This window comes from Bacteroides sp. GM023 (assembly GCF_014750685.1).
Lineage (GTDB): Bacteria > Bacteroidota > Bacteroidia > Bacteroidales > Bacteroidaceae > Bacteroides.
The window spans coordinates 189248-210508 of the sequence record NZ_JAAXGE010000004.1; the positions used below are offsets into that span (position 1 = coordinate 189248).

Genomic DNA, 21261 nt, shown 5'->3' on the forward strand with positions numbered 1-21261 from the left:
CGTTTTAAAAGTTTAGAGAAATTCCACCGATAAAGCTGCGTGCGTTCGGGTATGGATTCGTATTATCGCTTGATTCTACGTCAAATCCGGTAAACTCGGTCGCAGTAAACAAATTCTGTACAGAGAAATAAACTCTGAGGTTCGAAGCTTTGATGCTTTTGATGATATTCTTTGGAAGGTTGTAACCCAATTCAAGATTGCGCAACCGGAGGTAATCTCCTTTTTGAAGGTTAGCATCCGTACCGTCACCGTTAGCATATGCGCTGCCTACGCGAGGAGCCGGATATTTATTATTGGGTCTGTCCTGTCTCCAATAGTATTTATAGTAGTTTTCACTCATATTGCCCCAAACATTGAATGAGTTGAGGTAGCGGTTCAGTGTATTATTTATTTTATGTCCACCGGCAAAGGTGAAGAATGCTGTAAGGTCGAATCCTTTATAAGAGAAAGTGTTGGTGAAACTACCATAGTATTTGGGAGTCGATACTCCGCAGAATACACGGTCTTCCCCATTGATAACGTAATCTTTCTTTTCATCCCTGATTTTACGGTCACCTGGTTGGGCATTATATTTGGCTGCTTCTGCGGCTTCGTTTATCTGCCAGATACCTTCAGATTTCAACAGGTAATATTGGTTGATGGAACGACCGACAAACAATGATTTGTTGACATCTTGTTTTCCGTCATAAAGCTCTTTTATTTTATTGTCGTTATAAGAGATCATGAAAGAAGTAGTCCATAAGAAATCTTTAGTACTGATATTAACGGTGCTCAATGTAAACTCGATACCTTTATTATCAATTTTACCAATGTTGGTCAACGAGCTTCCAAAACCCGATTCCAATGGGAGAGGAACTTGCCATAAAAGGTCTGTTGTGCGTTTATAGTAAGTTTCAATTGTACCGGCAATTCTATTGTTGAAAAGTCCGAAATCAATACCCAGGTCTAACTGGTTAGCCTTTTCCCAAGTTAATTCAGGGTTGGATATGGATGTTTGTACAGAACCACTCACCAGATTGTTACCCAATACATAATTGGCGGAAGAGCCACCTAAAGCTATAATGGAAGAATAAGCAAAGTCACCGATATTTTGATTTCCAAGCTTACCTGCACTAAGCCTTAGTTTAAGATTGCTGATGACAGGTGCATTCTCTTTAATAAAACTCTCTTCAGAGACTCTCCATGCCAAGGCAAGTGACGGGAAAAATCCCCATCTGTGTCCTGGAGCAAAACGGGAAGAGCCGTCGCCTCGCATCGTCAAAGTCGCTAAATAACGATTATTGAAATTATAATTGAATCGTCCGTAGAAAGAAACTAAAGAAGAAGGCACTGCGTACGAAGAGTTGGGCCCGTGTTCTTCTGCTCCTTGCAAGTTGTAATATTTGAGAATAGATGAAAGCTTTTTGGAATCGGCAGTAACCTCTTCATAATCTGTCCGTGATGCGGAGAAACCTGCCATTGCAGAGAACTGGTGGATTTTATTAATGTCAAATGAATAAGTTGCTGTGTTTTCAGTTTGCCAATATCTCTTTTTATTCGACATTACATTAGCATGTCCACCAGCGGTATAGTGCTGTCCCATGCGTCCGTCTTCGTATGTGTTCACTTTGAAGAAAACAAGCTCTCCACCATTATCAGAACGCAGTTTCAGATTCTTTATGGGTTCTATCTCGATATAAGCCGAGCCGACAAATCTGGATTTAAGTGTTGCTTTGTCAAGCAAGTCAACGATGGCTACCGGGTTTGCTCTTGTATTAAGAAATCCATCGAAATATTCTCCGTCTTCTGTGTAGATAGGAGCAGTAGGTTGTGAACTAATTGCACTGAACATAGTTCCATAGCCGGAATCAGCCTCTTCATTGATATTCATAAGTTTAGATTCGATGACATTGAACCGTACACCATATCGTAGCCATTTGTTTAGTTTGGCATCCATATTATACCGGACAGTCAGCTTATTAAAAGATGAGTTCTTGATAGTACCTTTTTGGTCATACCAGTCTACACCCAGAAAATGTTGCATATCATTCTTACCGCCTGAAATAGAAAAATTATAGTTTTGGTATTGACCGTTTTGTGTAACTGCATCTTGCCAGTCGGTAGATTCTCCACGGCTTAATAAGCGCAATTCTTCTGATGTCCATTTGTAGTTTGGCTGTGCGATGGAGATTAGCTCATAATATTGCTGGGCATCCATCAAATCTTGTTTGTTGAGCATCTTTTGCGTACCAAAAGATGCATTTAAAGAGATTTTAGCTTTGCCGCTTGTTCCTTTCTTTGTAGTAACGAGTACTACACCGTTAGAACCTCTTGAACCATAGATAGAAGCTGATGAGGCATCTTTTAGAATCTCGATAGACTCAATATCACCGGAAGATAGGTCTTGCAAACCTCCCTGAACAGGAATACCGTCAACGATGTATAATGGTTCGCTACCTGCGCGAAGAGAACCGACTCCCCGGATGACAACTGAAGCATCTCCACCGGGCTTTACGGAACCGGTTGTAACCTGTACGCCGGCAGCGAGTCCTTGCAGAGCAGTGGTCACTGTTCCTACTTTGGAATTAGTAAGGTGCTCTGATTTAATAGAAGCAACGGCTCCTGTCAAATCACTTTTCTTGGCAATACCATATCCGATAGCTACCACTTCATCCAAGTTGATGGCATCTGCTGCCATTTGTATATTAATAACATTTTGCTTCCCTATTGTGACGGATTGTTTCACCATACCGACAAATGAGAATTCCAGAATATTGCCCTTTTGTGCTTTGATGCTATAGTTTCCATTCATATCACTCACTGTTCCTGTTTGCGTACCTTTTATAGTTATGGATACACCAGGTAGTGTTTCATTATTGGTATCAGTAATAGTCCCTTTAATGCTGATTACTTGTGCATGCAATATGCTTGCAAAGAAAACGGCTATAAATAATATAATGTGTTTTTTCATAACGCTTATTTTATTGAGTTATTATTTAATAGGCTCGGATAGGAAGAACGCCAATTGCCCATCCGCTTTTCGAGCATGGATCAGAAATAATATTGGTTTCTTCGTAGAAATTCACATAATAGGCAGCCCAACCGGTATTTCCATCGGCTTCGCTTGAGGTCCAGTAATTATTAGCCGGAATATTGACTCCCTTCCCGGCCAGCATACTTTTTACTTTGAATACTTCTATAAGCTCTTCTCTGGAAGGAAGAAACCAATCCGTATATGCAAAATCTCCGTCGGTCACTCTGTTATCCAGGCAAAGTTGGGCTGCTATCTTGACTCCCTGCCATTCAGGCCAGTTGTTTGCACTTTGTAGTGCATTGAACTTTTTGACGATGTTTTGAGTGTTTGCATATCCACTTCCCATGCTTTGGCTGGTACCTGCTGCATCTGAAGCATTCACTTCCGGTCCGAATTTATCTGTACCCGTACCCACATTGCTCATATTCACGATATATCCATGTGCTTTTGCGGCATCTACCCAAAATACGACACCACCGCCTAACTTATCTCCCACATTCGTTTCGATGGTGATTGTGCCGATATTACTTTTTCGCTCACCTCTGATTATCATGATAGAATTGACACCATATAATCCTTCAGGCAGAGTGAATTCTACTCCCTCATCATTTAAAGTTAATGGTATGTTATATTCGACACCATTCGGATAAAAAGAGGCATATAATGTAGCGATATCTCCATTCTCAAATCCCTTTCCCTGGATTTCAACTTTCCCTTTTGCCGGTATATTGCCCGAGGGAAGTACGACATCAATGATGGGTACTACGAAAGGTACTTTGAAAGTGCCGTTTAGAGTTGTTAGTTTGCCGGCTCGTTCAATTGTCACGGTGTAACTGCCGCCGGCTTCCAATGGAACTATAAACTTGAGGTAGCTGTCTGTAACTTCTGTTACTTCTACTTTTTCTTTTTTATTTGTTTCGTCATTTAGATAGACCACATCTTCTTTGGCAAACCCGAGGCCATTGATTTGTGCGACTTGTCCGGGAATTACATCATTTTCTGATGGAAATTTGATTTCCTTCAGGATAGGAGCTACGGGAACAGCGGTATGTTCATTATCGCTATCGCAACTGCAGAAATTGCATGCTATCAATCCCGATAATAATGGAATGAATAGTTTCTTTAAAGAGGTTTTCATAATTCATCAAATTTAAGAGTTGAATGATAAGGCTAATTCTTTTTCAAGTATGAAGCGTTTCACTTCGTCGAGAGTCGGAATAGAAGGCTGTGCACCTGATCGTGTTACTGCGATTGCCGCTGCGGCATTCGCGAAACCGAGTGCTTCCTGATCTATCCCTCTTTGGGCGCAAATAACAGCCAGTGCTCCACAGAATGTATCACCGGCAGCAATTGTATCAATAGCATTTACTTTATAACCGGGAAGCTGAACTGTTTCCTGGTTGTTCTTCATGTACACGCCTTGACTTCCCAATGTGATAACAACATTACGTGCACCTGCCTTCATCAATGCCTGAGAAATTTCTTCGAGATTATTTCCGCTATAATCAATACCGGAAATGAATGCAGCTTCCAGCTCATTGACGACTAGTATATCAATGGCTTTCATCAGTTCCTCATCAATCAGACAGGCAGGTGCGGGATTAAACAATACCTTTTTGCCTTTTTGCTCTGCTAGCAGCGCTATTTTTTTGTTCGTTTCATAGGGAATTTCGGCTTGCATGACGATAATGTCCGCTGCGTCAATTACTTCAGAAAAATGTGCAATTGATCCGGGTAATAAAGAATAGTTAGCTCCGGGAGCTACTGCAATGCAGTTTTCACCACTGTTGGCCACAAAAATGAGTGCAGTTCCTGTGGGGTGATTAATATCATCAATGATATAATCAGTAGTGATACCTTCTTTCTTAAAGTGTTTTTTTAGAATATCTGCATACATGTCATTCCCTAAAGAAGTGACAAATGTGACTGAACCTCCGAGCCTGGCTGCTGCTACGGCTTGGTTCGCTCCTTTGCCACCGAGAGACTGTATGAAGTTAGCATCTCCGACTGTTTCGCCGGGAGCCGGGAGATGGTTGACTTGTGCAACCATGTCGATGTTTGAACTTCCAATAACTACTATTTTCATGTGAATCAGATTTATGTGATTAACCTAGGTTTCTCTTTATTTTATAGAACTATTTCTCTTTTGTATGGAATGGCACTTTGTGCACCGATACGGGTAACGGCAAGAGCAGCGGCTGCATTGGCAAATGTAACAGACTCCGCCAATGAATGTCCTTCGGACAAATAAACACTGAATGCCCCACAAAATACATCTCCGGCACCAGTCGTGTCGATTGTCTCTACTTCTTTGGCAGGAATCATGGTATATTGGTCTTTTTCTTTCACGTATGCCCCATCTTTTCCTAAAGTGATGACAACATTCTCTATCCCTTTTTCCCCGATGGCTTTAGCTGCACGGTGAGCGCTTTCAATATCCATCACTTTAATGCCTGATAGCATTTCTGCTTCAATGCGGTTGGGAAGTATAGTATGTACATTATTTAAAAAAGAATTGCTTAGCGTAGAAGCAGGTGCAGGATTGAGTATTACCTTCTTTCCATATTTATTGGCCATAGTAGCTGCATACTCTACCGTTTCTATCGGAACTTCAAGTTGCATTAAGATAATATCAGATTCCTTGATTTTTTCTTCAGCTTTATTGATATCCTCTATTGAAAGGGAACGACTTGCGCCGGGCGCAACAATAATACTGTTCTCCCCGAAAGAATCTACTGAAATAAGAGCTACTCCCGACGGACTTTTTTGATCGGTGAAAATAAATTCCGTGTTAATCCTTTCCGACTTATATATTTCCAATGCTTGTAGTCCGAATAGATCGTATCCGATTTTAGAGATGAAGGTTACTTCAGCCCCTAATCGAGATGCCGCAATGGCTTGGTTGGCTCCTTTACCACCAGGATTCATATAGAAGGTTCCTCCTAATATGGTTTCTCCCGGCACTGGTAGTCTGTTGGCTTTTACAACCATATCTGTGTTGCAACTTCCAATTACTACAATTTTAGGCTTATGAATAGATATAGTTTCCATAGTACTTTAAATTAGGATAATGCAAATGAAAGAAATAGTAATGCATGATTTTCGACATTAATAATTAATTTATATAATTTCAAAATGATATAATGAGATGAAAATCCCTTTAATAATAAGGAATAATGATGCGGTTATATAATGTCTGTTTATATAATTACAAAGAGAAAGAGTGACTTTGAAAAACGTTTTTTTATTGTAGAAAAAGCCTCAAATAACTATAGCTTTTAAATTTCTTTAGCATTTGTACGTCTTCCCAGCACCTCGGAAAGATTTTCTTTCCGGATTTTCGATTCCATCCATGCAGTGAAATCGAAGATGCGTAAAAGCTGGTTTTCGTATTTATCATTATATAGCTCCTGAATTTCCGGAGACAGCTTTTCCCAAAAGGCTTCCCGGTCTTTGCGCAGGATAGGGAGGTTCCTTTTGTTCAGGAACCATAGAATAGTTCGTTCGGTCTTGAATGTCTGCTCTTTCGGTGAAGAGAGACTTCGGGTGATAGATCTTGACTCATGCCGGATCAGTTCATATTCCTGTGTTTCGTAATAGGCGATGAGGCGAACCAGGCGAATGGTTCTCATCAGTGGAAGGTATTTAATATTATGATCGACGATAGCGTTACTTATATACTTCTTGGCCGCTTTATAATTCTGATTACCAATATGTACAAGAGTTGTATAAAGCAATAGTTCACTTTTGCGTATAGGACTTAGCCAGGCTTCTTTGTCGTAGAGCGACTCTTGATAACGATTCATGAGCTCTGTACAATTTAAGAAATCTCCTTTATCCAAATATGGAAACAGCTCGTATTGAAAGAGCAGGCAGGTGGCATTCACTTTAAATTCAAGTGATGAATCTTCAGCTATCAGCCTTTTTAATTTCTCCAGGAAATACGGCATTTCGTTGTAGTTGCCCACTGAACGTAAGCTGCCGAGTACCCCTTCGAGTACTGACAAATAATAAATGGGTGGATTCGACCAAAACTGTTGGTTCTGCTCAAACAGAGAATTCAGCTCTTTGTATGAGTTCAGGGCGGCTCTGTAATCTCCCGCTCCCATTAAATAGTTTGCCTGAAAAAGTTTATGATTTCTTGTCAATTCAAAATTCCCTTCCGCGTCAGAAGAGGCGGCTATATAAAGTTCGTTGACCATAAGGTCATTCATATCCTGTTTCTGTTTCGAAGTTCGTATCGCTCCGATATGGGAGAGACGATATTTCAATAAATTGTGCAGAGAAGATTGCTCCGTTATCTTCCGAATTTTCTTTAAAGATTCATTTTGAATAAAATGTTTATGAAAAAGTTCTTGCTCTGTCATATTGGGGAAATTCAGCCGTAGCAGATATTCCAATTCCAGTTTCAGGGCAATTGTCAGTATCTCATTGTTTTCGTAGAATTGCGCTTGCTCTATTGTGTTGGATAGAATCTCGAAACACTCTTCAAACAGGGAACGTTCATAAAGCATCCGCGCCTTGCATAGATCGTTCAACAGATCATAGTAGATGTCTTTCTTCTTTCTTAAAGTGAGTAGCGTATCTACCAGTTTCTCATATAAATATTGGATGGACACTTCAAAAGAACCTTTGGGCCTGTGCTTATAAAATTCTTTCTTCACCGCATTTCCATTAGGCTGCTTACTCTTTGTGATAATATCGTAAATCACAAGATAATCCTTCTCCTCCTTGTCTTTGATGACCTGCAAGGAGAAGTGTTTCTTTTCTGATTTCGATAGTGAGTATATCAGGGAAATAACGGAATCGACTCTTTTCATGAAGCCCTTTCGATTAGTATTTGAGTACAATATTCGGGAAATTCTGTGGAAAAAGCAAATTTCAGGTATATTAAAAAATCCGGCTTGCCAGTACTCAAGTCGGATTCTTTTAAATATTAATAAACAAGAGAATGTTTATGCTGCCGGGTCTGGCGTTTCACCGCCACCTTCGTCCCCTCCTTCATTTCCACCACCACTGGGCGGAGTAGAAGTTTCAGTATCCGGCAACTCCAGTTTTTGAATACTGACAGTTTTTATCATCCCTTTGAACATACTTCCCGGAGTGAAAATGATTTTACGGTTTTTCAAAGTCTCCGTAGTTACCTCTTTGGCATCATCCTGACTTTTACACCCGAAAGAAGGGCGGAAAGTTCCGAATTCTCCAAGGCTCACTGAAGCTCCGATTTCCATATATGTTATCAGTGAATCGATCAATCCGTCGAGAACGGATTTTACTGTACCGCGCGGAACGAATCCGACTTTGGTTACCTGGTCGCATAGCATTTTAAAATCAACGGTAACTACGTTGAACGGTCTTGCTACATATTTTTCGGCTTTTTCCTTATCAAAGCCAAAGGTTGTTTTCTTGACTACATATTTCAGTGCCATAATCTTTAATAGTTTTAATCGTTAATAGTTCTAGTTCTTATTTTGTGATCACGACGCAAAGATATGGTAACTGAAATTACTGGGCAAGCAATTTTGAAGAAGTGCGTGAATAAAATAATTAATATTGAGGCAAGTCGCTGAAATATAACTATTTGTATGTTTTGTTTTCTTTACATGAGCAAATGCCCTTATGTTGATAGGGTATTTTATATACCTCTTTTAAAAGATTCTTTTGAAAAACGCTGGCAATAGATAAAAAAAGTCTATTTTTACATCTATTCGAGATTAAAAGAATTAAGTGAAAATGTATCAAGAAACAGTGATATGTAAAAAGATGAAAATGATAAATTATAACCTGACAGCAGAACATACATATTTTACATCAGATACTCATTTCAATCACGGGGAGATCATTAGTTTTTGTAAACGTCCGTTTGCGGATGTGGAGGAGATGAATGAAACATTGATCGCGAATTGGAATCGTGTGATAGGTAAGAGAGATATAGTATTTCATTTGGGAGACTTTAGTTTTGGAGGTGCTGCTGAATGGAAGAATGTACTTGACTGGCTAAATGGGAAGATTTTTTTGATTCTTGGCAATCACGATATGAAACATTTACCGAAGGAGTTCAACTATCGTTTTGTAGAGGTCGTGATGCAGAAATATATTAAGATACATAAACAGGCTATTTATTTGAATCACTACCCGTTTTTGTGTTATGGAGGTGCATACAAGAATGTATGGCAACTGTTTGGGCATGTGCATACGAGTGAGAATAATACTGGTTGGGATGCCGGATGTTTGTCAGTGCTGTTTCCGCTACAGTATGATGTTGGAGTGGATAATAATAACTTTGCACCTGTGTCTTTCGAACAGGTGCGGTGTATTATAGAGCAACAGAAAACGATGGCGATGAATCATGAAGAGAACAAGAATAAAGAAGCTTCCTTGCCTGATACTCTTAGTAATAAGGATACTCGCAGCTGATATGTATGTTGTATGGCTTGATCTCGGATATTTTTTGTAGTCGCTTTATTTCTTTAAATACACTACCGTCTTGCCGCCACCATACTTTCGTATCACTCCTTCTTCTATATATTTATTTAATAGTCTGATTGCCTTGTCCCGATTTATCCCGGCCAGTCTCATAAAATCGGTTCGGGTGATGCAACCTTGTTCTTCCAAGTGTTGTATAAGGACGGTACGGCAATTGTCTTCATCGGGACTGCCATCGTTACGATAGGGGGATTCCATACGTTCCAACTGTAACGGTTCCATGCTTTCGCGGAATTTCTTGTTGATACGGAGATTTATTTTGTTCAGGTGAATGGAAGGAGAACGGATTTCTTTCTTCTCCATAACCGGTCGGCCACATTTCAGTGATAAATAGAAATGGCCTAATTCTCCGACTTCCACAATCCAGCCTTGCTTTAGCCAATGTTGTAGTTCATCAGTAACGGCTTGCAGGCATCCTTCAATGATGGCTTGGCTGAAGCCATTGCTTTTAGACACCAACTCTATAAATTTTTTGGCATCAAGAGTTCCTGATGGAATCACTCGTGCGTGAAGTGGCTGCTGCTCATCCTTTTTTTGTGGGTTGCCACTGGCATAAAGATCATAATAAACACTCATGTTTTATTTTGTTTTTAGTTATTCAGTAAATATTATCTCCGATTGCATGATTTTATTCGTCGCACTATAGTGCTACGAAACATTGACTATAGTGCTTCTTTCGTTGGACTATAGTGCTTCGAAAGATTGACTATAGTGCTTCGAAAGATTGACTATAGTGCGACGAATTAATTTGTGTACTCAAAGATATTACTTTTTTTGGGTAAAGACACTAATTGGTGAATTAAACTGGTAAATTTAGTTATATCTCAAAATTTCACATCATAATATCTTGTAAATTAATAGTTTATATTGTGATGTGTTTTTATCAAGAAACAAATTAGGAACAGAAACACGAATTATCTTATTTTCTTGTTTTTTTGTTTGCACTACCTTTCTTTCTCTTCACTTGTTCGTACTTTGAGTATTTTTCCAAGTCTTTTCACACGATTTTCATCCTCTCGCCAAGAGTGATTGTTGCAGTCATCTATGGATGAATAACCACAGCCAAAAGAAAAAAGGACAAATCTCTGTTTCTTTCAAGGAACATTGTTTTTTGCAAAGGTAACCATTTCCCTCAAAACACCTATACAGGCAGTCCAATATATCTGCCTATATTTAGTTTACTTTAGTTTAGCATATATATAAGCTAATAGACTAAACTAAACCTTTACCGAAGTTCTCCCCCTTACTTTTATATTCACAGTCAAAAGAGAAGATAATCGCACCGATATTTTCTTTTTTCGCTGCATCCCAATTTTACGGAAGTTCCTTTTATCGTAACTTCTGCCATAGGCATTCTATCCTCGCATCCCAACTTTCGGTCTGCCTGATGAGAATTGTGTCGCAAAGGTACTTGTCATGTCTTTCTTGTATTCAAGGTCACAGCCTGACGGTTCCCGACAAAATCTCCACGCTCCGCTTTGCAGAGGTCGTATTTGGTCGTGAAACCCTGCATAAAGAGCCATAACACCTTTTGAGGCGACATAATTTTCAATCAAGCCCGAAAGTAGCTGAAATGCTAAAAGAGGGAAAATAAAAAACTTAAAACTTAGGATTATGGCAAACTATGCAACAAACATTTTCTACGCAAGGACGGAAAACAAAGCAGACCTCGACAAGATAGAGGCATTCTTGGATGACACTTTCGACGGCTTTGTCAATAGACACAGCGATAGCGTGGATGCGGAGTTTACCTCTCGTTGGGTTTATCCGGAAGAAGAAATCGACAGACTGATAGCTTCGTTGGAAGCCAAAGACAAAACTTATATCAAAATTCTGTCCTACGAATTTACAGACGAATACGTGAGCTTCAGAATCTTCTCACAGGGGAAATGGGATATCAAGTTGTAACCGTAAAATGACATGACTTATGTACGAATACGAAGAAAATAGCGAAATTATAGGTGCGCACTGCACCTTGCTTACCCCCTATAAAGGCTACTCTGAGGGAACAGTTGTCGGCGACTTCGGCAATAAAATAGTGGTGCGTCTTAGTAGTGGCAAAGAGGTGGTCGAGTATCGTGATGAAGTGATTATTTACGATTAAATACAAGAGCGATGCAGCAGATAGCAATGAAATTCGTCCAATGGGACGTACCCGAATTAGAGAAGCTGAAAGACAGCAGGGTTTACCAGTTACGGGAACAACTTGATAACGGAGACAAGTTGAGCCGTGAAGACAAGAACTGGATTACCCGAAACGTGAAAGAGTGCATCCATTTCAAAAGAGGTATCGCATTGATGGGCTACTTCTTTGATTTCTCCGATGTTCTCAAACGATATTTCGTAAAACAGCACGGACATATCGCCGAGTATTACGCCATTGACAAAACAGCGTTGCGCTCTGTCCTGTATGGTCGAATAGAAGACATAGTAGAAGTAGAATTAAAATCAAAGAAACATGAAAGCAACGATTGAGCATAGCTTTTGTCCTTATTGTGACGAGGTAACAGAACTCTACTTCCGTATCATCAACACGATTCTTTTCTCAACCGATGAAGCGGAACTGCGTACCGGCATGGAACGCCTACAAGAAAAAACACGCCTTGATGATTATTTCGTCTTCGGCTATGGCAAGCATCACCTATGGGTTTGCCAAAGACGTCCCAGTAATCAAAAAAAGATTTTCGAGCATCGGGTAATCATGGCAGAATTTTGATGATACAGGCAGGCAGGAACGGGATAATCTTCCATTCCTGCCACGCCGCATTCCCTTTTTTACATCTATCTCTCTCTTTTGGCTGCGCCATATCCTTTTGTAAAAAACAGCCATTCGTGAAAAGCTCCGTCCGCTTTTCCGAAAAGCAGGGTTCTTTCCTTTTTCCCTTTTGTCCCCTTTTCTTTCTGCCGGACGGGAACATGGCAGTACCCCGATATCCCGTTCCGCCTTTTGTCGCCACTTCGTTGATATTCCCTTCTGCGGTACCGCAACCTGTTGTCAGTTCAGTGTTCTGTTTGTAGCCACCTCAATTCAGTCCGACCGAATTACACGAAAATACCTGCCGATTCTGCGGACTTACAGCCGAAACGCGCACCATTGTGCCGGTGGACGGATTGCACTTTCACTTCCCCTGCAACTACGGTTTTCCGCTCATTTTCAGAATAGTTTTCCGCCGAAGTCATCATCATTTTCCGATGCAAAGATAGTATGCAGACGGGAACGACTTTGGAAGTCTTGACCAATGGCGCAGCCGTACAATCTTCCTTTATCGAGCCTTCCGGTTTTGCCTACGGACAAAAATAAAGAGTATTGATGCGTCCGGCCTTGGTGCATCCCCTTAACTGCACCTACTTTTTGAGGCAGCGTAAAATTGATTTAATAACTTCTAAAAACAATTCATTATGAAAAAGATTGAAAACAATTTCGTAGTAACCGGTTTCGTAGGAAAGGATGCAGAAATCCGTCAGTTCACCAACGCAAGTGTAGCACGTTTCCCTCTGGCAGTAAGCCGATTGGAGAATAATGGCGAGGAATCCAAACGCGTTTCCGCCTTTATGAATTTTGAGGCGTGGCGTAAAAACGAGAACACCGGGTCGTTCGACCAACTGACCAAGGGTACGATGCTGACCGTCGAGGGGTATTTCAAGCCCGAAGAATGGAGCGACCAAAGCGGTGTGAAACACAACCGTATCGTGATGGTCGCCGTCAAGTTCTATCCGCCCGTCGAGAAGGAGGAAACTCCTGAAAAGCCGGCCAAACCAGCGAAAAAAGGCAAGAAATAATCCTTGCCTTATCACGACAAAAGCGGCCTTCGGGTCGCTTTTGTTTTACTCATTACGGTGTTGTTGCACCATCTGTACTTTTATACTCTACTTGTTCTCTTTTACCGCATTCAGAAATGCTTTGGCAGGTTTGAATGCAGGGATATTGTGAGCGGGAATTTTAATTGTCGTATTCTTCGAAATGTTCCGGGCCGTCTTTTCAGCTCTCCGTTTGATGATAAAGCTACCGAACCCGCGCAAGAACACCTCGTTTCCCGCAACCATCGACTCTTTTACATTTTCCATGAATGATTCTATCACAGTCATCACCACCGTTTTCTCTATTCCGCTCTGCCGTGAGATCTGAGCGACAATTTCCGCTTTTGTCATATTGTTCTTGATTTTTATGAATACGGTGCAAAATTAACAAATATCTGCCAGTTACAACAATCCGGAGTTATTTGTCATCCCGAAAACTGCTTTTGCTGAATCCTCCGAACACGCCCCTCAAAAGCCTGCCCACTACCAAGAACACCAGCAATAAAATTATAATATCTCCCATAGGTCTTGTTTTTATATAGTTATATCCAACTTAAAGATACGAAAAAACGATGAATTACGCAAGCAATCTATTGATTTTCAATATCCATATTGATTTATAAGTTCTATTTCCGGATGCCCGGCACTCGTCCCGGTGTTCGGTTAAGCTGAACCTTGTATTTATTGAGAATGCTGTACACGGTGCTTTTACTTTGGACACCGCTTTCTTTCCAAATATCACGGATTGAATACCCATTGTTATACATATCCACGATTTTTTTGTCCCGTTCAGTTTTACTCATACTTTTTTTGGAAATCGGAATACTGATACTCTGCTGCAGGCGTATAATTTTATCCGACGACTTCCGCAAAACAGCCACTTCCTCCGGTAATGCCCCGAACATGGCCAATACTTCCGCCGGTGTCGTGTCCGGAAACAATTTGTTGTCGGTGTCAATTTTATCGTGAATGGAGATAATACGCACGACCTTGATGCGGCATAGCTCAATCAATGCCGATAGTTCCCGTAAACCACGAACGGCATTGCTGAATTTTGACATCACCAATTCGTCTCCTCTTTCAAGATTCGACATCAGTTGTTTCCATCTCGGCCTAAGCGTCTCGTGTCCGACCGATTCTTCAACCACCTGTACACACCCATATTGGCGCATCCATTCCTTATCCGCATCAAACGCATCGTAGGAATTAGCCTCGAATATATAACCGACTTTTGCCATATCAATATACAATATTCATGATAACAAGTGCAAATATACAAGTTTTATTCGAGTATATGAATCATACTATATTAAAAAACGAAAATCGTACATTTCCACGTGTTTTATCTTCACTTGTTTTCATTGGTAATCATACTATTAAGTACGATATTAAAAAATGCACAAAATACGGTTTTTCGGATGCGAAGTATCAAAAATAATATATAGTTTTGCACTAAATAGTACGAAATGATATAGTATGAAAACATTAAAATCGAACTTAAAACAGCCGATAATCTTTGCCAAAATAATTGCCGTTTCGATTGCCATATTCCTATGCGCGTCATGCGACAACGGCAATGGCAAACGATTGGCGAAAGCCAAGAATGACCCTGCCGGAACATACAGGGAATACCTGTCCGACATACGCAGGCAGAAAAAACTCTCCATTAAAGAATTGGCCGGACACCTCAAGCAATGGCAAACATTGAGGGATTCCGTATTCCTGCATCTCGAATGTGATACGCTTGGCCGGCTTCATTCCACTGTAAGAGAAGAGTGTGAACAGATACATGATTCCATCCGCATGGAATTTTCACGGATGGTGCTGTCTCAAACACGCACTTATAAGGATATACTGTGGGTAAAAGAACAAATCTCACCGCATCTTGAAGACAAAGAGTTGCATCGTGCGGCTGAAACAATCCGACCGTTCTTTGCCTCATTGGATAACCGGCCCGTCAGTCAGAGAAACCGACAACACATTCTTGCCACTTATCGAACTACCCTTGCTGAAACGATTGATTACGGTATTCATTGTATGGCAGACCTGACGACCTTTATCGAAAAGGAGGATGCCGTGTACCGGGCATTCCTTTCACGTCTGCCTGATTTCGACGGCGAGAATCTTTCCGACATCACTCATGACACGGAACGATGCTGTGCACAGATATTCCTTGCCGCCGAACGGAACGACATCACCTATCGCAATGCCATGATTTATCTGGCCATGCGCACCAACCGCAGGCTGATTCAGAATATCCGAACCTGTATCGACGACATCTGCAATAAAAAAGTCAAGACACCGGCACAGGCACAAGCCTACATCTGGATGCTTCTCCAGCCTTATTCGTCGTTGGACGGTTTCTGCCTGGCGTTGCTTTCAGCCGAAGAAAGAGAGCAACTCGATATGCTTGCCTCGCAGACACCCGACGCTTTCAGGGAGTTGGGCAGGATGCTGCACCCCGGAGACAACCGCTTGGACGAGCTGCCCGGAATGCTGATGGAGGCATTCATACACACGCTGTAAAATATAACAACAGAAAAAGATATGAATATGTTACGACATTTTTATAATGACTTCATGGCATTCGTCCCCCTGCAACTTCCGCAGTTGCTCGATGTGACGACGATGGAAGAACCGCAGTTCTACGGCGACTATGTGCTGCTTACGTTTCCGTTGCGCACCCCTTACGAACTGGACGAAGTAATGGATATGTTCGAGGACGACATGGAGTTGATCACGCTCTACCACCATATTCCGATGCGGACGGAAAAATTCGGTCACAGCACTTGTGCATACTCGAATCCCGCTTTCGGACAGATGTTCAAGATGAACGCCAAGACGGATACGGAGGGCAATGTAAACAGCATCCTTGTCACCATCTATGATTCTTTGGAGCAGATGTACGGGGACTTATGCCTCGACTTGGAACTACACTCCAAAAGCGGGTTCCTGAAATACAAGAAAGACAAGTCCGACGTGCTGATGAATTTTATATGAGAAACACCTTATACCGACAGATGGTCTATTGCATCAATGCCTACCGGACGTGGATAGAGGTTGCCGATGACAATCTCTACAAGGAGCATATCATCTCAAGAACCGACCGCACCGACTACCTCGTTTCCCGTACATTGGTACTGCGTGCCTTCAAGACGAACGGCATACACGCCGAGGGTACGACATGGACTATTCCCGAACACGAACTGGACAAGGCTTTGGCCATCTACCGAAAGCAAGACATTACATTCAAGCAGCGCATCAAGAAAGCGGCCATGTACTTTTCGCCCAAGGATGCCGAAACCCTTATCCGGCTGGCGACATACGGTATTGTCCAGTTGGAACTCATTGTGCGTCCCACTCCCATACCCGAAAAGCCCTATTACTTATGTTACTGAATATCCTGCTACTCATTTTCTGCGCGATACCTTTCGGGGTATCAATGTCATTGTACAAGAACAACAAGCGGTTCATGACACCCTTTTACATGGCAATGGCACGAAGCGGCAACGCCCGTAAACTGTATGTGCAAGTATGGCTGATATGCCTGCTTCTTTTCCATTATGTATATGCCTGTGGACATATGGGTGAGTTTGGAATCCTACTCTCTACCGGTGTCTGTGCCGCAATGTTTTCGTTCCGACGGACGGACAACTGGTTACGCAGGTTGCTTGACCGCCCCCGTGCATTTGTCACACTCGCATCGGGCGCACTGGTCATCGGCTTTGTGCCGCATCTGTACACCTTGGCGATAACCATTGCCTATCTTCTTCTGGCAGCCCTGTTCTATCCCTCCGTTCGGGTCATGTCCGAATGCAAGGATACGGACACACTTTCCGGATGGGCAAAGCATCCCGGAATGTTGTCAGAATCCTATCACGAGAATCATCACGCAAATCTGCCGCATGAAGCGGACAGCGGCAACACTGATATATCCGCACAATATGAATCATTAAAACCGAATGAAAATGAAAAATAACCAAAAGATACCTGTTTCCATATTGGCAGACAGGGAGGTATTCGAATATCTCAAGGAGAAAGGGGATGAACGCAAAACACGCACCGAAGCGTACTGTGACCTGTTGGACAAATCACTGGCAGGTTTCGTTTCTCCGTTTTTAAGAAAGAAGGCCTACGTGCTGCAACCCAACCAGTGCCACCTGACCGTTTCCGACCTCGCATCGGAGTGGCATTGGCACAGGGCTACCGTCCGTTCTTTTTTGAGTGCAATGGAGGCATTCGGTTTGCTGACCCGCATCCAGCTTCCCAAAAGCGTGGTCATTACCATGACCGTACAATCCGGTCAGGCAGCACAGCCCCGCAATGCACAGGAGCAGCCGGACTTTGCCAGACAGCTCCGTGAGGTATTGTCCGATTGGGTAATCGGCAAAACGACCGCTGCCGAAACTGGCGTAATATGTGGACAACTCGTAAGTCTGGCAAAGACTGAAATTGCCGACCGTGACACCGGACTCTGTTTGGACACCCATTCCAACACGACCTCCGCACATTCCGGCACTTTGGTCACGGAACATCGTGAAACAGCCTTGTGCTGCATCGCCCACGCCGCCCTGCAAAAAATCCTGCACAAGTCGAGATTCGATGACAGTTCGCCGCTTGTGGATTTCTTCCGGTTTGACCTCGGTGAAGAATGGGCTGCTTTCATCGAGTCCGCCAAAGACCTCGCCGGGCTGATTCTCGACACCGAGGCATCAGTGACGGACTTCGACATGGACGAAGACCAAGAACGCCTCAAATCGCTTCGCAAACCTTTTTTATCGCTTCTGGCAAAGGCACAGGCGATGGTGGATTGAACCGGGAGTCGAAAACAGATTGTATAACGCGAACAATCCACCTCCATCCCTTAACGGTTATCCTGCCGGTTATAGGAGGCACACGGGCTTGCCCGTCTGCCACGAAACAAAGGGAAGGGGGAGCCTAATACCCCGATAGGTCTCCGACCGTCGGTAGGCTGTCCGGGCAAGCAGCAAGCTGGGACAGGACGGATTGTCCAAACAACACGAAAAGAGTATGGCAGATCAAAAACAGGTACTTGATATGCAGGTGTCGAAAGGCATCACCGCAGCCCAAAGCAACGAACATTTGCGTGACCGCAGTGAAAGGGCGGAAAAGTACGCTATGAATAAGGGGAATTACGACCCCACACGCAAACACCTGAACTTCGAGATTGCGCCCGGAGGCAAGGTACGTCCCATTGACACGAGCCGCAACATTCCCGAACGGATGGCGGACATATTGGAGAGGCGTGGAATCAAAGACCCCAACGAAGGACTGGCAGAACCGAAGTACCGCACGGTGGTGAACTTCATTTTCGGCGGTTCCCGTAAGCGGATGCACGAACTCGCGTTCGGCACGCAGAACGTGGATTTTGATGAAGGTGCGAACAATACCCGTATCAAAAGAATGAGCGATATTGAACGCTGGGCGAAAGACGTCTATTCATTCGTGAGTGGCAAATATGGCGAGCAGAACATCGCCGCATTCATCGTACACCTTGACGAATTGAACCCTCATGTGCATTGTACTTTGTTGCCAATCAAAGACGGCCGCTTTGCGTACAAGGAAATATTCGCCGGAAAGGACAAGTTTGAATACAGCGCAAGGATGAAACAGCTTCATACCGACTTTTTCGCCGAAGTCAATACAAGGTGGGGAATGTCGAGAGGAACAAGCATATCCGAAACAGGCGCACGGCACAGGACTACCGAAGAATACCGCCGTATGCTATCGGAAGAATGTACGACCATCGAGGAAAATATAGACCGCCACCAAAAGGTGCTGGCAACCCTTCAATCGGACATCCGTCTGGCAGAGCGCAGGGTCAAGGGGCTTACGACAATGGTCGATAACCTTGAGAAGTCGAAAGCCGAAAAAGAGGCTCTGCTATCGGCAGCCGAACAGGATTTGAAAGCGAACAAGGGCGATGCGGAACAATTAGCCGCACAAGTTAAAAGTCTGGAGAAAGAGCTGGCAGGCATCAACAGGCAACTGGCAGACAAGCAGGAGAAGTTACAGACGGCTGACCGGCAGCTTGCCGAGCTGAAAGAGAACATGGATGCCATTGAGGAACGTACCGGGGAACTCAAGGAGGAAGCCTACAAATACTCCCATGATATACATTCCAAAGTGGACACGTTGCTCAAGGATGTCCTGCTGGAAAATGTGGTCGGCGAGTATAGGAACGTATCGGCACAGATGGACGTGGCGGAACGGCAACTGTTCGACGGCTCGCTCGTCCAGTCCATAGCGGAACAAGGTACAGACGTGATGCACTGCGCGACGATGCTGTTTCTCGGTATGGTCGATGATGCCACCACTTTTGCCGAAACTCGTGGCGGCGGAGGTGGCGGCAGCGACCTGAAATGGGGGCGCGATGAGGACGAGGACAACCGTGCATGGGCACTCCGCAGCATGAGGATGGCGAGCCGCATGATGCGTCCGGCCATTGGCAAGAAACCCAAACGGTAAGTGGCATACGTCTCATGACAAATCAAAAAGTATAACGAATAATATCATTGGAATATGACGAAACAAATCTTTTTTATATTGGCCGTGCTTTGCACGTTGCAGGCACAGGCAAGTATACAACCCGTACAGGTGGATACTGTACAACATACACCGTACTATAATGTCTCGGAGGAACTGCAACCGATACAGCCCGTCTATCTTGACGGAGTGGTACTTCCGGCATCCCTGACTGGCAACTGGTTTGTCAGTATTGCCGGGGGTACGTCCGCCTTTCTCGGCACACCTCTCGGCTGCGAAGACCTCTTCGGACGCTTGAAACCCTCGTACAGTTTCGCAGTCGGAAAATGGTTCACTCCGTCCGTCGGCGCACGTATCAATTACAGCGGTGTGCAGTTCAAAGATGGAACATTGTCCAATCAGGACTACCACCATATCCATGCGGATCTGCTGTGGAATGTCCTTGGCTGCAGATATGCCCGGCAAGAACAGGTACGCTGGAATCTTGCTCCCTTTGCCGGTGTCGGCCTGTTGCACAATGCCTCTAACGGGAATAATCCCTTTACTGTTTCGTATGGCGTACAGGGAGAATATCGGATTTCCAAACGAGTAAGTGCCATGTTGGAACTCTCCGGCACGACCACCTTTCAGGACTTCGATGGTTACGGACGCCCGAACCGCCTCGGCGACCACATGGTATCGCTGACCGCCGGTTTCACGTTTCATCTCGGAAAGGTCGGTTGGAAACGCGCGGTTGATGCGACATCTTACATTCGTCAGAATGAGTGGCTCGTGGATCATGCCAATATCTTATCCGGAGAAAACAAGCGTTATAAAGACTGGTACGACCGCAACCGACGGACGGTCGCAGAATTGAAGAAAATTCTGGAAATAGAAGGATTGCTTGACAAGTACGGTCATCTGGTTAATGACGATGAGACCGACCGCCGTCAAGGTTATCCCAGAAATAATTACAGCGGATTGAACTCACTACGGGCAAGATTGAAAAACCGGCATTGGGATGGAATCTCGCCGCTTGATTCTGCAAGTATTGGATATGGCAACAACGGAGATGATGCCGAGAAACCGGGCATAATCGTCTCTGAAAGGACGGAACTCATACAAGCCGGGAATTGCATCGGGTCGCCTGTCTATTTCTTTTTTAACCTCAATACGGCGCACCTGACGGATGCTTCCCAAATGCTTAACCTTGATGAACTGGCTCGCGTGGCCAAGAAATACGGATTATCCTTGAGAGTAACCGGTGCGGCCGACAGTTCGACTGGAACTCCTGTGCTTAATGGTTCATTAAGTACATCGAGAGCGGATTATATCGTTGCAGAATTGAAAAAGCGTGGCATACCGATCGAACGCATCGTCAAGGTAAGCAGAGGCGGCATAGCCGACCATGTACCGGTCGAAGTCAACAGGCATACGAAAGTAGAGTTGTTCTTTTAGTTTTTACATTCACTTTCATC

Annotated in this window: 25 protein-coding genes; 13 read left to right on the top strand and 12 right to left on the bottom strand. The window is 43.4% G+C overall.

Translation table 11 applies throughout. The annotated features are described in order from the left end of the window. Window positions 1-4: 4 nt before the first annotated feature. The 6 genes from HC965_RS10800 to HC965_RS10825 all read right to left on the bottom strand — a co-directional run bounded on the left by HC965_RS10800 (window position 5) and on the right by HC965_RS10825 (window position 8442). On the bottom strand, window positions 5-2950 hold the full coding sequence (locus HC965_RS10800) for a TonB-dependent receptor (protein WP_191031511.1): 2946 nt from the start codon (window positions 2948-2950) through the stop codon (window positions 5-7). Between the two features lie 25 nt (window positions 2951-2975). After that, window positions 2976-4151, bottom strand: a complete 1176-nt coding sequence (locus HC965_RS10805; protein WP_191031512.1) for a DUF1566 domain-containing protein — start codon at window positions 4149-4151, stop codon at window positions 2976-2978. Window positions 4152-4163: 12 nt separating this feature from the next. Next, entirely contained in the window at window positions 4164-5099 is a 936-nt protein-coding gene (gene rbsK, locus HC965_RS10810; protein ID WP_191031513.1) for a ribokinase, read from the bottom strand. A 41-nt stretch (window positions 5100-5140) separates the two neighbouring features. Next, window positions 5141-6064 carry a ribokinase gene (gene rbsK, locus HC965_RS10815; RefSeq protein ID WP_191031514.1) on the bottom strand — a complete coding sequence of 308 codons (924 nt, stop codon included), beginning with the start codon at window positions 6062-6064 and terminating at the stop codon, window positions 5141-5143. Between the two features lie 227 nt (window positions 6065-6291). Beyond that, window positions 6292-7833, bottom strand: coding sequence for a hypothetical protein (locus HC965_RS10820; RefSeq protein WP_191031515.1), 1542 nt, complete (start codon window positions 7831-7833; stop codon window positions 6292-6294). 135 nt (window positions 7834-7968) lie between these two features. Then, window positions 7969-8442 (bottom strand): DNA-binding protein, encoded by a 474-nt coding sequence (locus HC965_RS10825; protein ID WP_191031516.1) that lies wholly within the window; start codon window positions 8440-8442, stop codon window positions 7969-7971. Between the two features lie 343 nt (window positions 8443-8785). Here HC965_RS10825 and HC965_RS10830 point away from each other — a divergent pair, with 343 nt between their 5' ends. Next, complete coding sequence (locus HC965_RS10830; protein WP_370539975.1) at window positions 8786-9430, top strand: metallophosphoesterase; 645 nt, start codon at window positions 8786-8788, stop codon at window positions 9428-9430. A 45-nt stretch (window positions 9431-9475) separates the two neighbouring features. Here the strand turns inward: HC965_RS10830 and HC965_RS10835 are convergent, their stop codons facing one another. Continuing rightward, window positions 9476-10075, bottom strand: a complete 600-nt coding sequence (locus HC965_RS10835) for a DNA-binding protein (RefSeq protein WP_191031517.1) — start codon at window positions 10073-10075, stop codon at window positions 9476-9478. Between the two features lie 838 nt (window positions 10076-10913). Then, complete coding sequence (locus tag HC965_RS26765) at window positions 10914-11042, bottom strand: hypothetical protein (protein WP_004301204.1); 129 nt, start codon at window positions 11040-11042, stop codon at window positions 10914-10916. 71 nt (window positions 11043-11113) lie between these two features. Between HC965_RS26765 and HC965_RS10845 the strand changes: the two genes are divergently transcribed. From HC965_RS10845 to HC965_RS10860, 4 genes are read left to right on the top strand one after another with little or no spacing between them, the layout of a single operon-like run. Then, complete coding sequence (locus HC965_RS10845) at window positions 11114-11407, top strand: hypothetical protein (RefSeq protein ID WP_005680037.1); 294 nt, start codon at window positions 11114-11116, stop codon at window positions 11405-11407. A 19-nt stretch (window positions 11408-11426) separates the two neighbouring features. Next, a complete protein-coding gene (locus tag HC965_RS10850) occupies window positions 11427-11603 on the top strand; it encodes a hypothetical protein (RefSeq protein ID WP_005680036.1) in 177 nt (58 codons plus the stop codon). 11 nt (window positions 11604-11614) lie between these two features. Then, window positions 11615-11974 carry a hypothetical protein gene (locus tag HC965_RS10855; protein WP_005680034.1) on the top strand — a complete coding sequence of 120 codons (360 nt, stop codon included), beginning with the start codon at window positions 11615-11617 and terminating at the stop codon, window positions 11972-11974. After that, window positions 11958-12215: a hypothetical protein gene (locus HC965_RS10860; protein WP_005680032.1), complete on the top strand. Its 258-nt coding sequence runs from the start codon at window positions 11958-11960 to the stop codon at window positions 12213-12215. Before HC965_RS10855 ends, HC965_RS10860 begins: the two co-directional genes overlap by 17 nt. On the opposite strand, the gene HC965_RS26665 is transcribed toward HC965_RS10860, so the two are convergent. Beyond that, window positions 12199-12456, bottom strand: coding sequence for a hypothetical protein (locus HC965_RS26665; RefSeq protein WP_008782444.1), 258 nt, complete (start codon window positions 12454-12456; stop codon window positions 12199-12201). The two genes, HC965_RS10860 and HC965_RS26665, sit on opposite strands and share 17 nt — an antisense overlap. Before the next feature lie 85 nt (window positions 12457-12541). Further along, entirely contained in the window at window positions 12542-12685 is a 144-nt protein-coding gene (locus tag HC965_RS10870) for a hypothetical protein (RefSeq protein ID WP_018452196.1), read from the bottom strand. A 213-nt stretch (window positions 12686-12898) separates the two neighbouring features. Here HC965_RS10870 and HC965_RS10875 point away from each other — a divergent pair, with 213 nt between their 5' ends. Next, the gene (locus tag HC965_RS10875) at window positions 12899-13279 is read left to right on the top strand and encodes a single-stranded DNA-binding protein (protein ID WP_005680031.1); all 381 of its coding nucleotides are present in this window, start codon (window positions 12899-12901) and stop codon (window positions 13277-13279) included. An 87-nt stretch (window positions 13280-13366) separates the two neighbouring features. On the opposite strand, the gene HC965_RS10880 is transcribed toward HC965_RS10875, so the two are convergent. Together HC965_RS10880 and HC965_RS10885 are read right to left on the bottom strand one after the other, a co-directional pair. Then, window positions 13367-13660: an HU family DNA-binding protein gene (locus HC965_RS10880; protein WP_255204174.1), complete on the bottom strand. Its 294-nt coding sequence runs from the start codon at window positions 13658-13660 to the stop codon at window positions 13367-13369. Between the two features lie 263 nt (window positions 13661-13923). Beyond that, entirely contained in the window at window positions 13924-14535 is a 612-nt protein-coding gene (locus HC965_RS10885; RefSeq protein WP_005680028.1) for a recombinase family protein, read from the bottom strand. Window positions 14536-14773: 238 nt separating this feature from the next. Here HC965_RS10885 and HC965_RS10890 point away from each other — a divergent pair, with 238 nt between their 5' ends. From HC965_RS10890 to HC965_RS10920, 7 genes are all read left to right on the top strand, one after another. After that, on the top strand, window positions 14774-15823 hold the full coding sequence (locus HC965_RS10890; RefSeq protein ID WP_005680026.1) for a hypothetical protein: 1050 nt from the start codon (window positions 14774-14776) through the stop codon (window positions 15821-15823). Between the two features lie 27 nt (window positions 15824-15850). Next, window positions 15851-16297 (top strand): hypothetical protein, encoded by a 447-nt coding sequence (locus HC965_RS10895; protein WP_005680025.1) that lies wholly within the window; start codon window positions 15851-15853, stop codon window positions 16295-16297. Next, on the top strand, window positions 16294-16695 hold the full coding sequence (locus tag HC965_RS10900; protein ID WP_005680024.1) for a hypothetical protein: 402 nt from the start codon (window positions 16294-16296) through the stop codon (window positions 16693-16695). The genes HC965_RS10895 and HC965_RS10900 overlap by 4 nt, the downstream gene beginning before the upstream one ends. Continuing rightward, entirely contained in the window at window positions 16686-17276 is a 591-nt protein-coding gene (locus tag HC965_RS10905) for a hypothetical protein (RefSeq protein WP_005680023.1), read from the top strand. The genes HC965_RS10900 and HC965_RS10905 overlap by 10 nt, the downstream gene beginning before the upstream one ends. Continuing rightward, on the top strand, window positions 17266-18111 hold the full coding sequence (locus tag HC965_RS10910; RefSeq protein ID WP_005680022.1) for a hypothetical protein: 846 nt from the start codon (window positions 17266-17268) through the stop codon (window positions 18109-18111). The genes HC965_RS10905 and HC965_RS10910 overlap by 11 nt, the downstream gene beginning before the upstream one ends. Before the next feature lie 217 nt (window positions 18112-18328). Next, window positions 18329-19786 carry a MobV family relaxase gene (mobV, locus tag HC965_RS10915; protein WP_007482776.1) on the top strand — a complete coding sequence of 486 codons (1458 nt, stop codon included), beginning with the start codon at window positions 18329-18331 and terminating at the stop codon, window positions 19784-19786. A gap of 54 nt (window positions 19787-19840) precedes the next feature. Then, window positions 19841-21241, top strand: a complete 1401-nt coding sequence (locus HC965_RS10920) for an OmpA family protein (RefSeq protein ID WP_005680020.1) — start codon at window positions 19841-19843, stop codon at window positions 21239-21241. Window positions 21242-21261: the final 20 nt, after the last annotated feature.

Bases quoted from the DNA above. Each gene is read 5' to 3' on its own strand.
- HC965_RS10870 (WP_018452196.1), bottom strand. From the start codon at position 12,685: ATGATGATGACTTCGGCGGAAAACTATTCTGAAAATGAGCGGAAAACC.
- rbsK (WP_191031513.1), bottom strand. From the start codon at position 5,099: ATGAAAATAGTAGTTATTGGAAGTTCAAACATCGACATGGTTGCACAA.
- HC965_RS10895 (WP_005680025.1), top strand. From the start codon at position 15,851: ATGTTACGACATTTTTATAATGACTTCATGGCATTCGTCCCCCTGCAA.
- HC965_RS10825 (WP_191031516.1), bottom strand. From the start codon at position 8,442: ATGGCACTGAAATATGTAGTCAAGAAAACAACCTTTGGCTTTGATAAG.
- HC965_RS10855 (WP_005680034.1), top strand. From the start codon at position 11,615: ATGCAGCAGATAGCAATGAAATTCGTCCAATGGGACGTACCCGAATTA.
- HC965_RS26765 (WP_004301204.1), bottom strand. From the start codon at position 11,042: ATGTCGCCTCAAAAGGTGTTATGGCTCTTTATGCAGGGTTTCACGACC.
- mobV (WP_007482776.1), top strand. From the start codon at position 18,329: ATGGCAGATCAAAAACAGGTACTTGATATGCAGGTGTCGAAAGGCATC.
- rbsK (WP_191031514.1), bottom strand. From the start codon at position 6,064: ATGGAAACTATATCTATTCATAAGCCTAAAATTGTAGTAATTGGAAGT.
- HC965_RS10860 (WP_005680032.1), top strand. From the start codon at position 11,958: ATGAAAGCAACGATTGAGCATAGCTTTTGTCCTTATTGTGACGAGGTA.
- HC965_RS10910 (WP_005680022.1), top strand. From the start codon at position 17,266: ATGAAAAATAACCAAAAGATACCTGTTTCCATATTGGCAGACAGGGAG.
- HC965_RS10820 (WP_191031515.1), bottom strand. From the start codon at position 7,833: ATGAAAAGAGTCGATTCCGTTATTTCCCTGATATACTCACTATCGAAA.
- HC965_RS10905 (WP_005680023.1), top strand. From the start codon at position 16,686: ATGTTACTGAATATCCTGCTACTCATTTTCTGCGCGATACCTTTCGGG.
- HC965_RS10850 (WP_005680036.1), top strand. From the start codon at position 11,427: ATGTACGAATACGAAGAAAATAGCGAAATTATAGGTGCGCACTGCACC.
- HC965_RS10800 (WP_191031511.1), bottom strand. From the start codon at position 2,950: ATGAAAAAACACATTATATTATTTATAGCCGTTTTCTTTGCAAGCATA.
- HC965_RS10875 (WP_005680031.1), top strand. From the start codon at position 12,899: ATGAAAAAGATTGAAAACAATTTCGTAGTAACCGGTTTCGTAGGAAAG.
- HC965_RS10845 (WP_005680037.1), top strand. From the start codon at position 11,114: ATGGCAAACTATGCAACAAACATTTTCTACGCAAGGACGGAAAACAAA.
- HC965_RS10890 (WP_005680026.1), top strand. From the start codon at position 14,774: ATGAAAACATTAAAATCGAACTTAAAACAGCCGATAATCTTTGCCAAA.
- HC965_RS10835 (WP_191031517.1), bottom strand. From the start codon at position 10,075: ATGAGTGTTTATTATGATCTTTATGCCAGTGGCAACCCACAAAAAAAG.
- HC965_RS10900 (WP_005680024.1), top strand. From the start codon at position 16,294: ATGAGAAACACCTTATACCGACAGATGGTCTATTGCATCAATGCCTAC.
- HC965_RS10920 (WP_005680020.1), top strand. From the start codon at position 19,841: ATGACGAAACAAATCTTTTTTATATTGGCCGTGCTTTGCACGTTGCAG.
- HC965_RS10805 (WP_191031512.1), bottom strand. From the start codon at position 4,151: ATGAAAACCTCTTTAAAGAAACTATTCATTCCATTATTATCGGGATTG.
- HC965_RS10885 (WP_005680028.1), bottom strand. From the start codon at position 14,535: ATGGCAAAAGTCGGTTATATATTCGAGGCTAATTCCTACGATGCGTTT.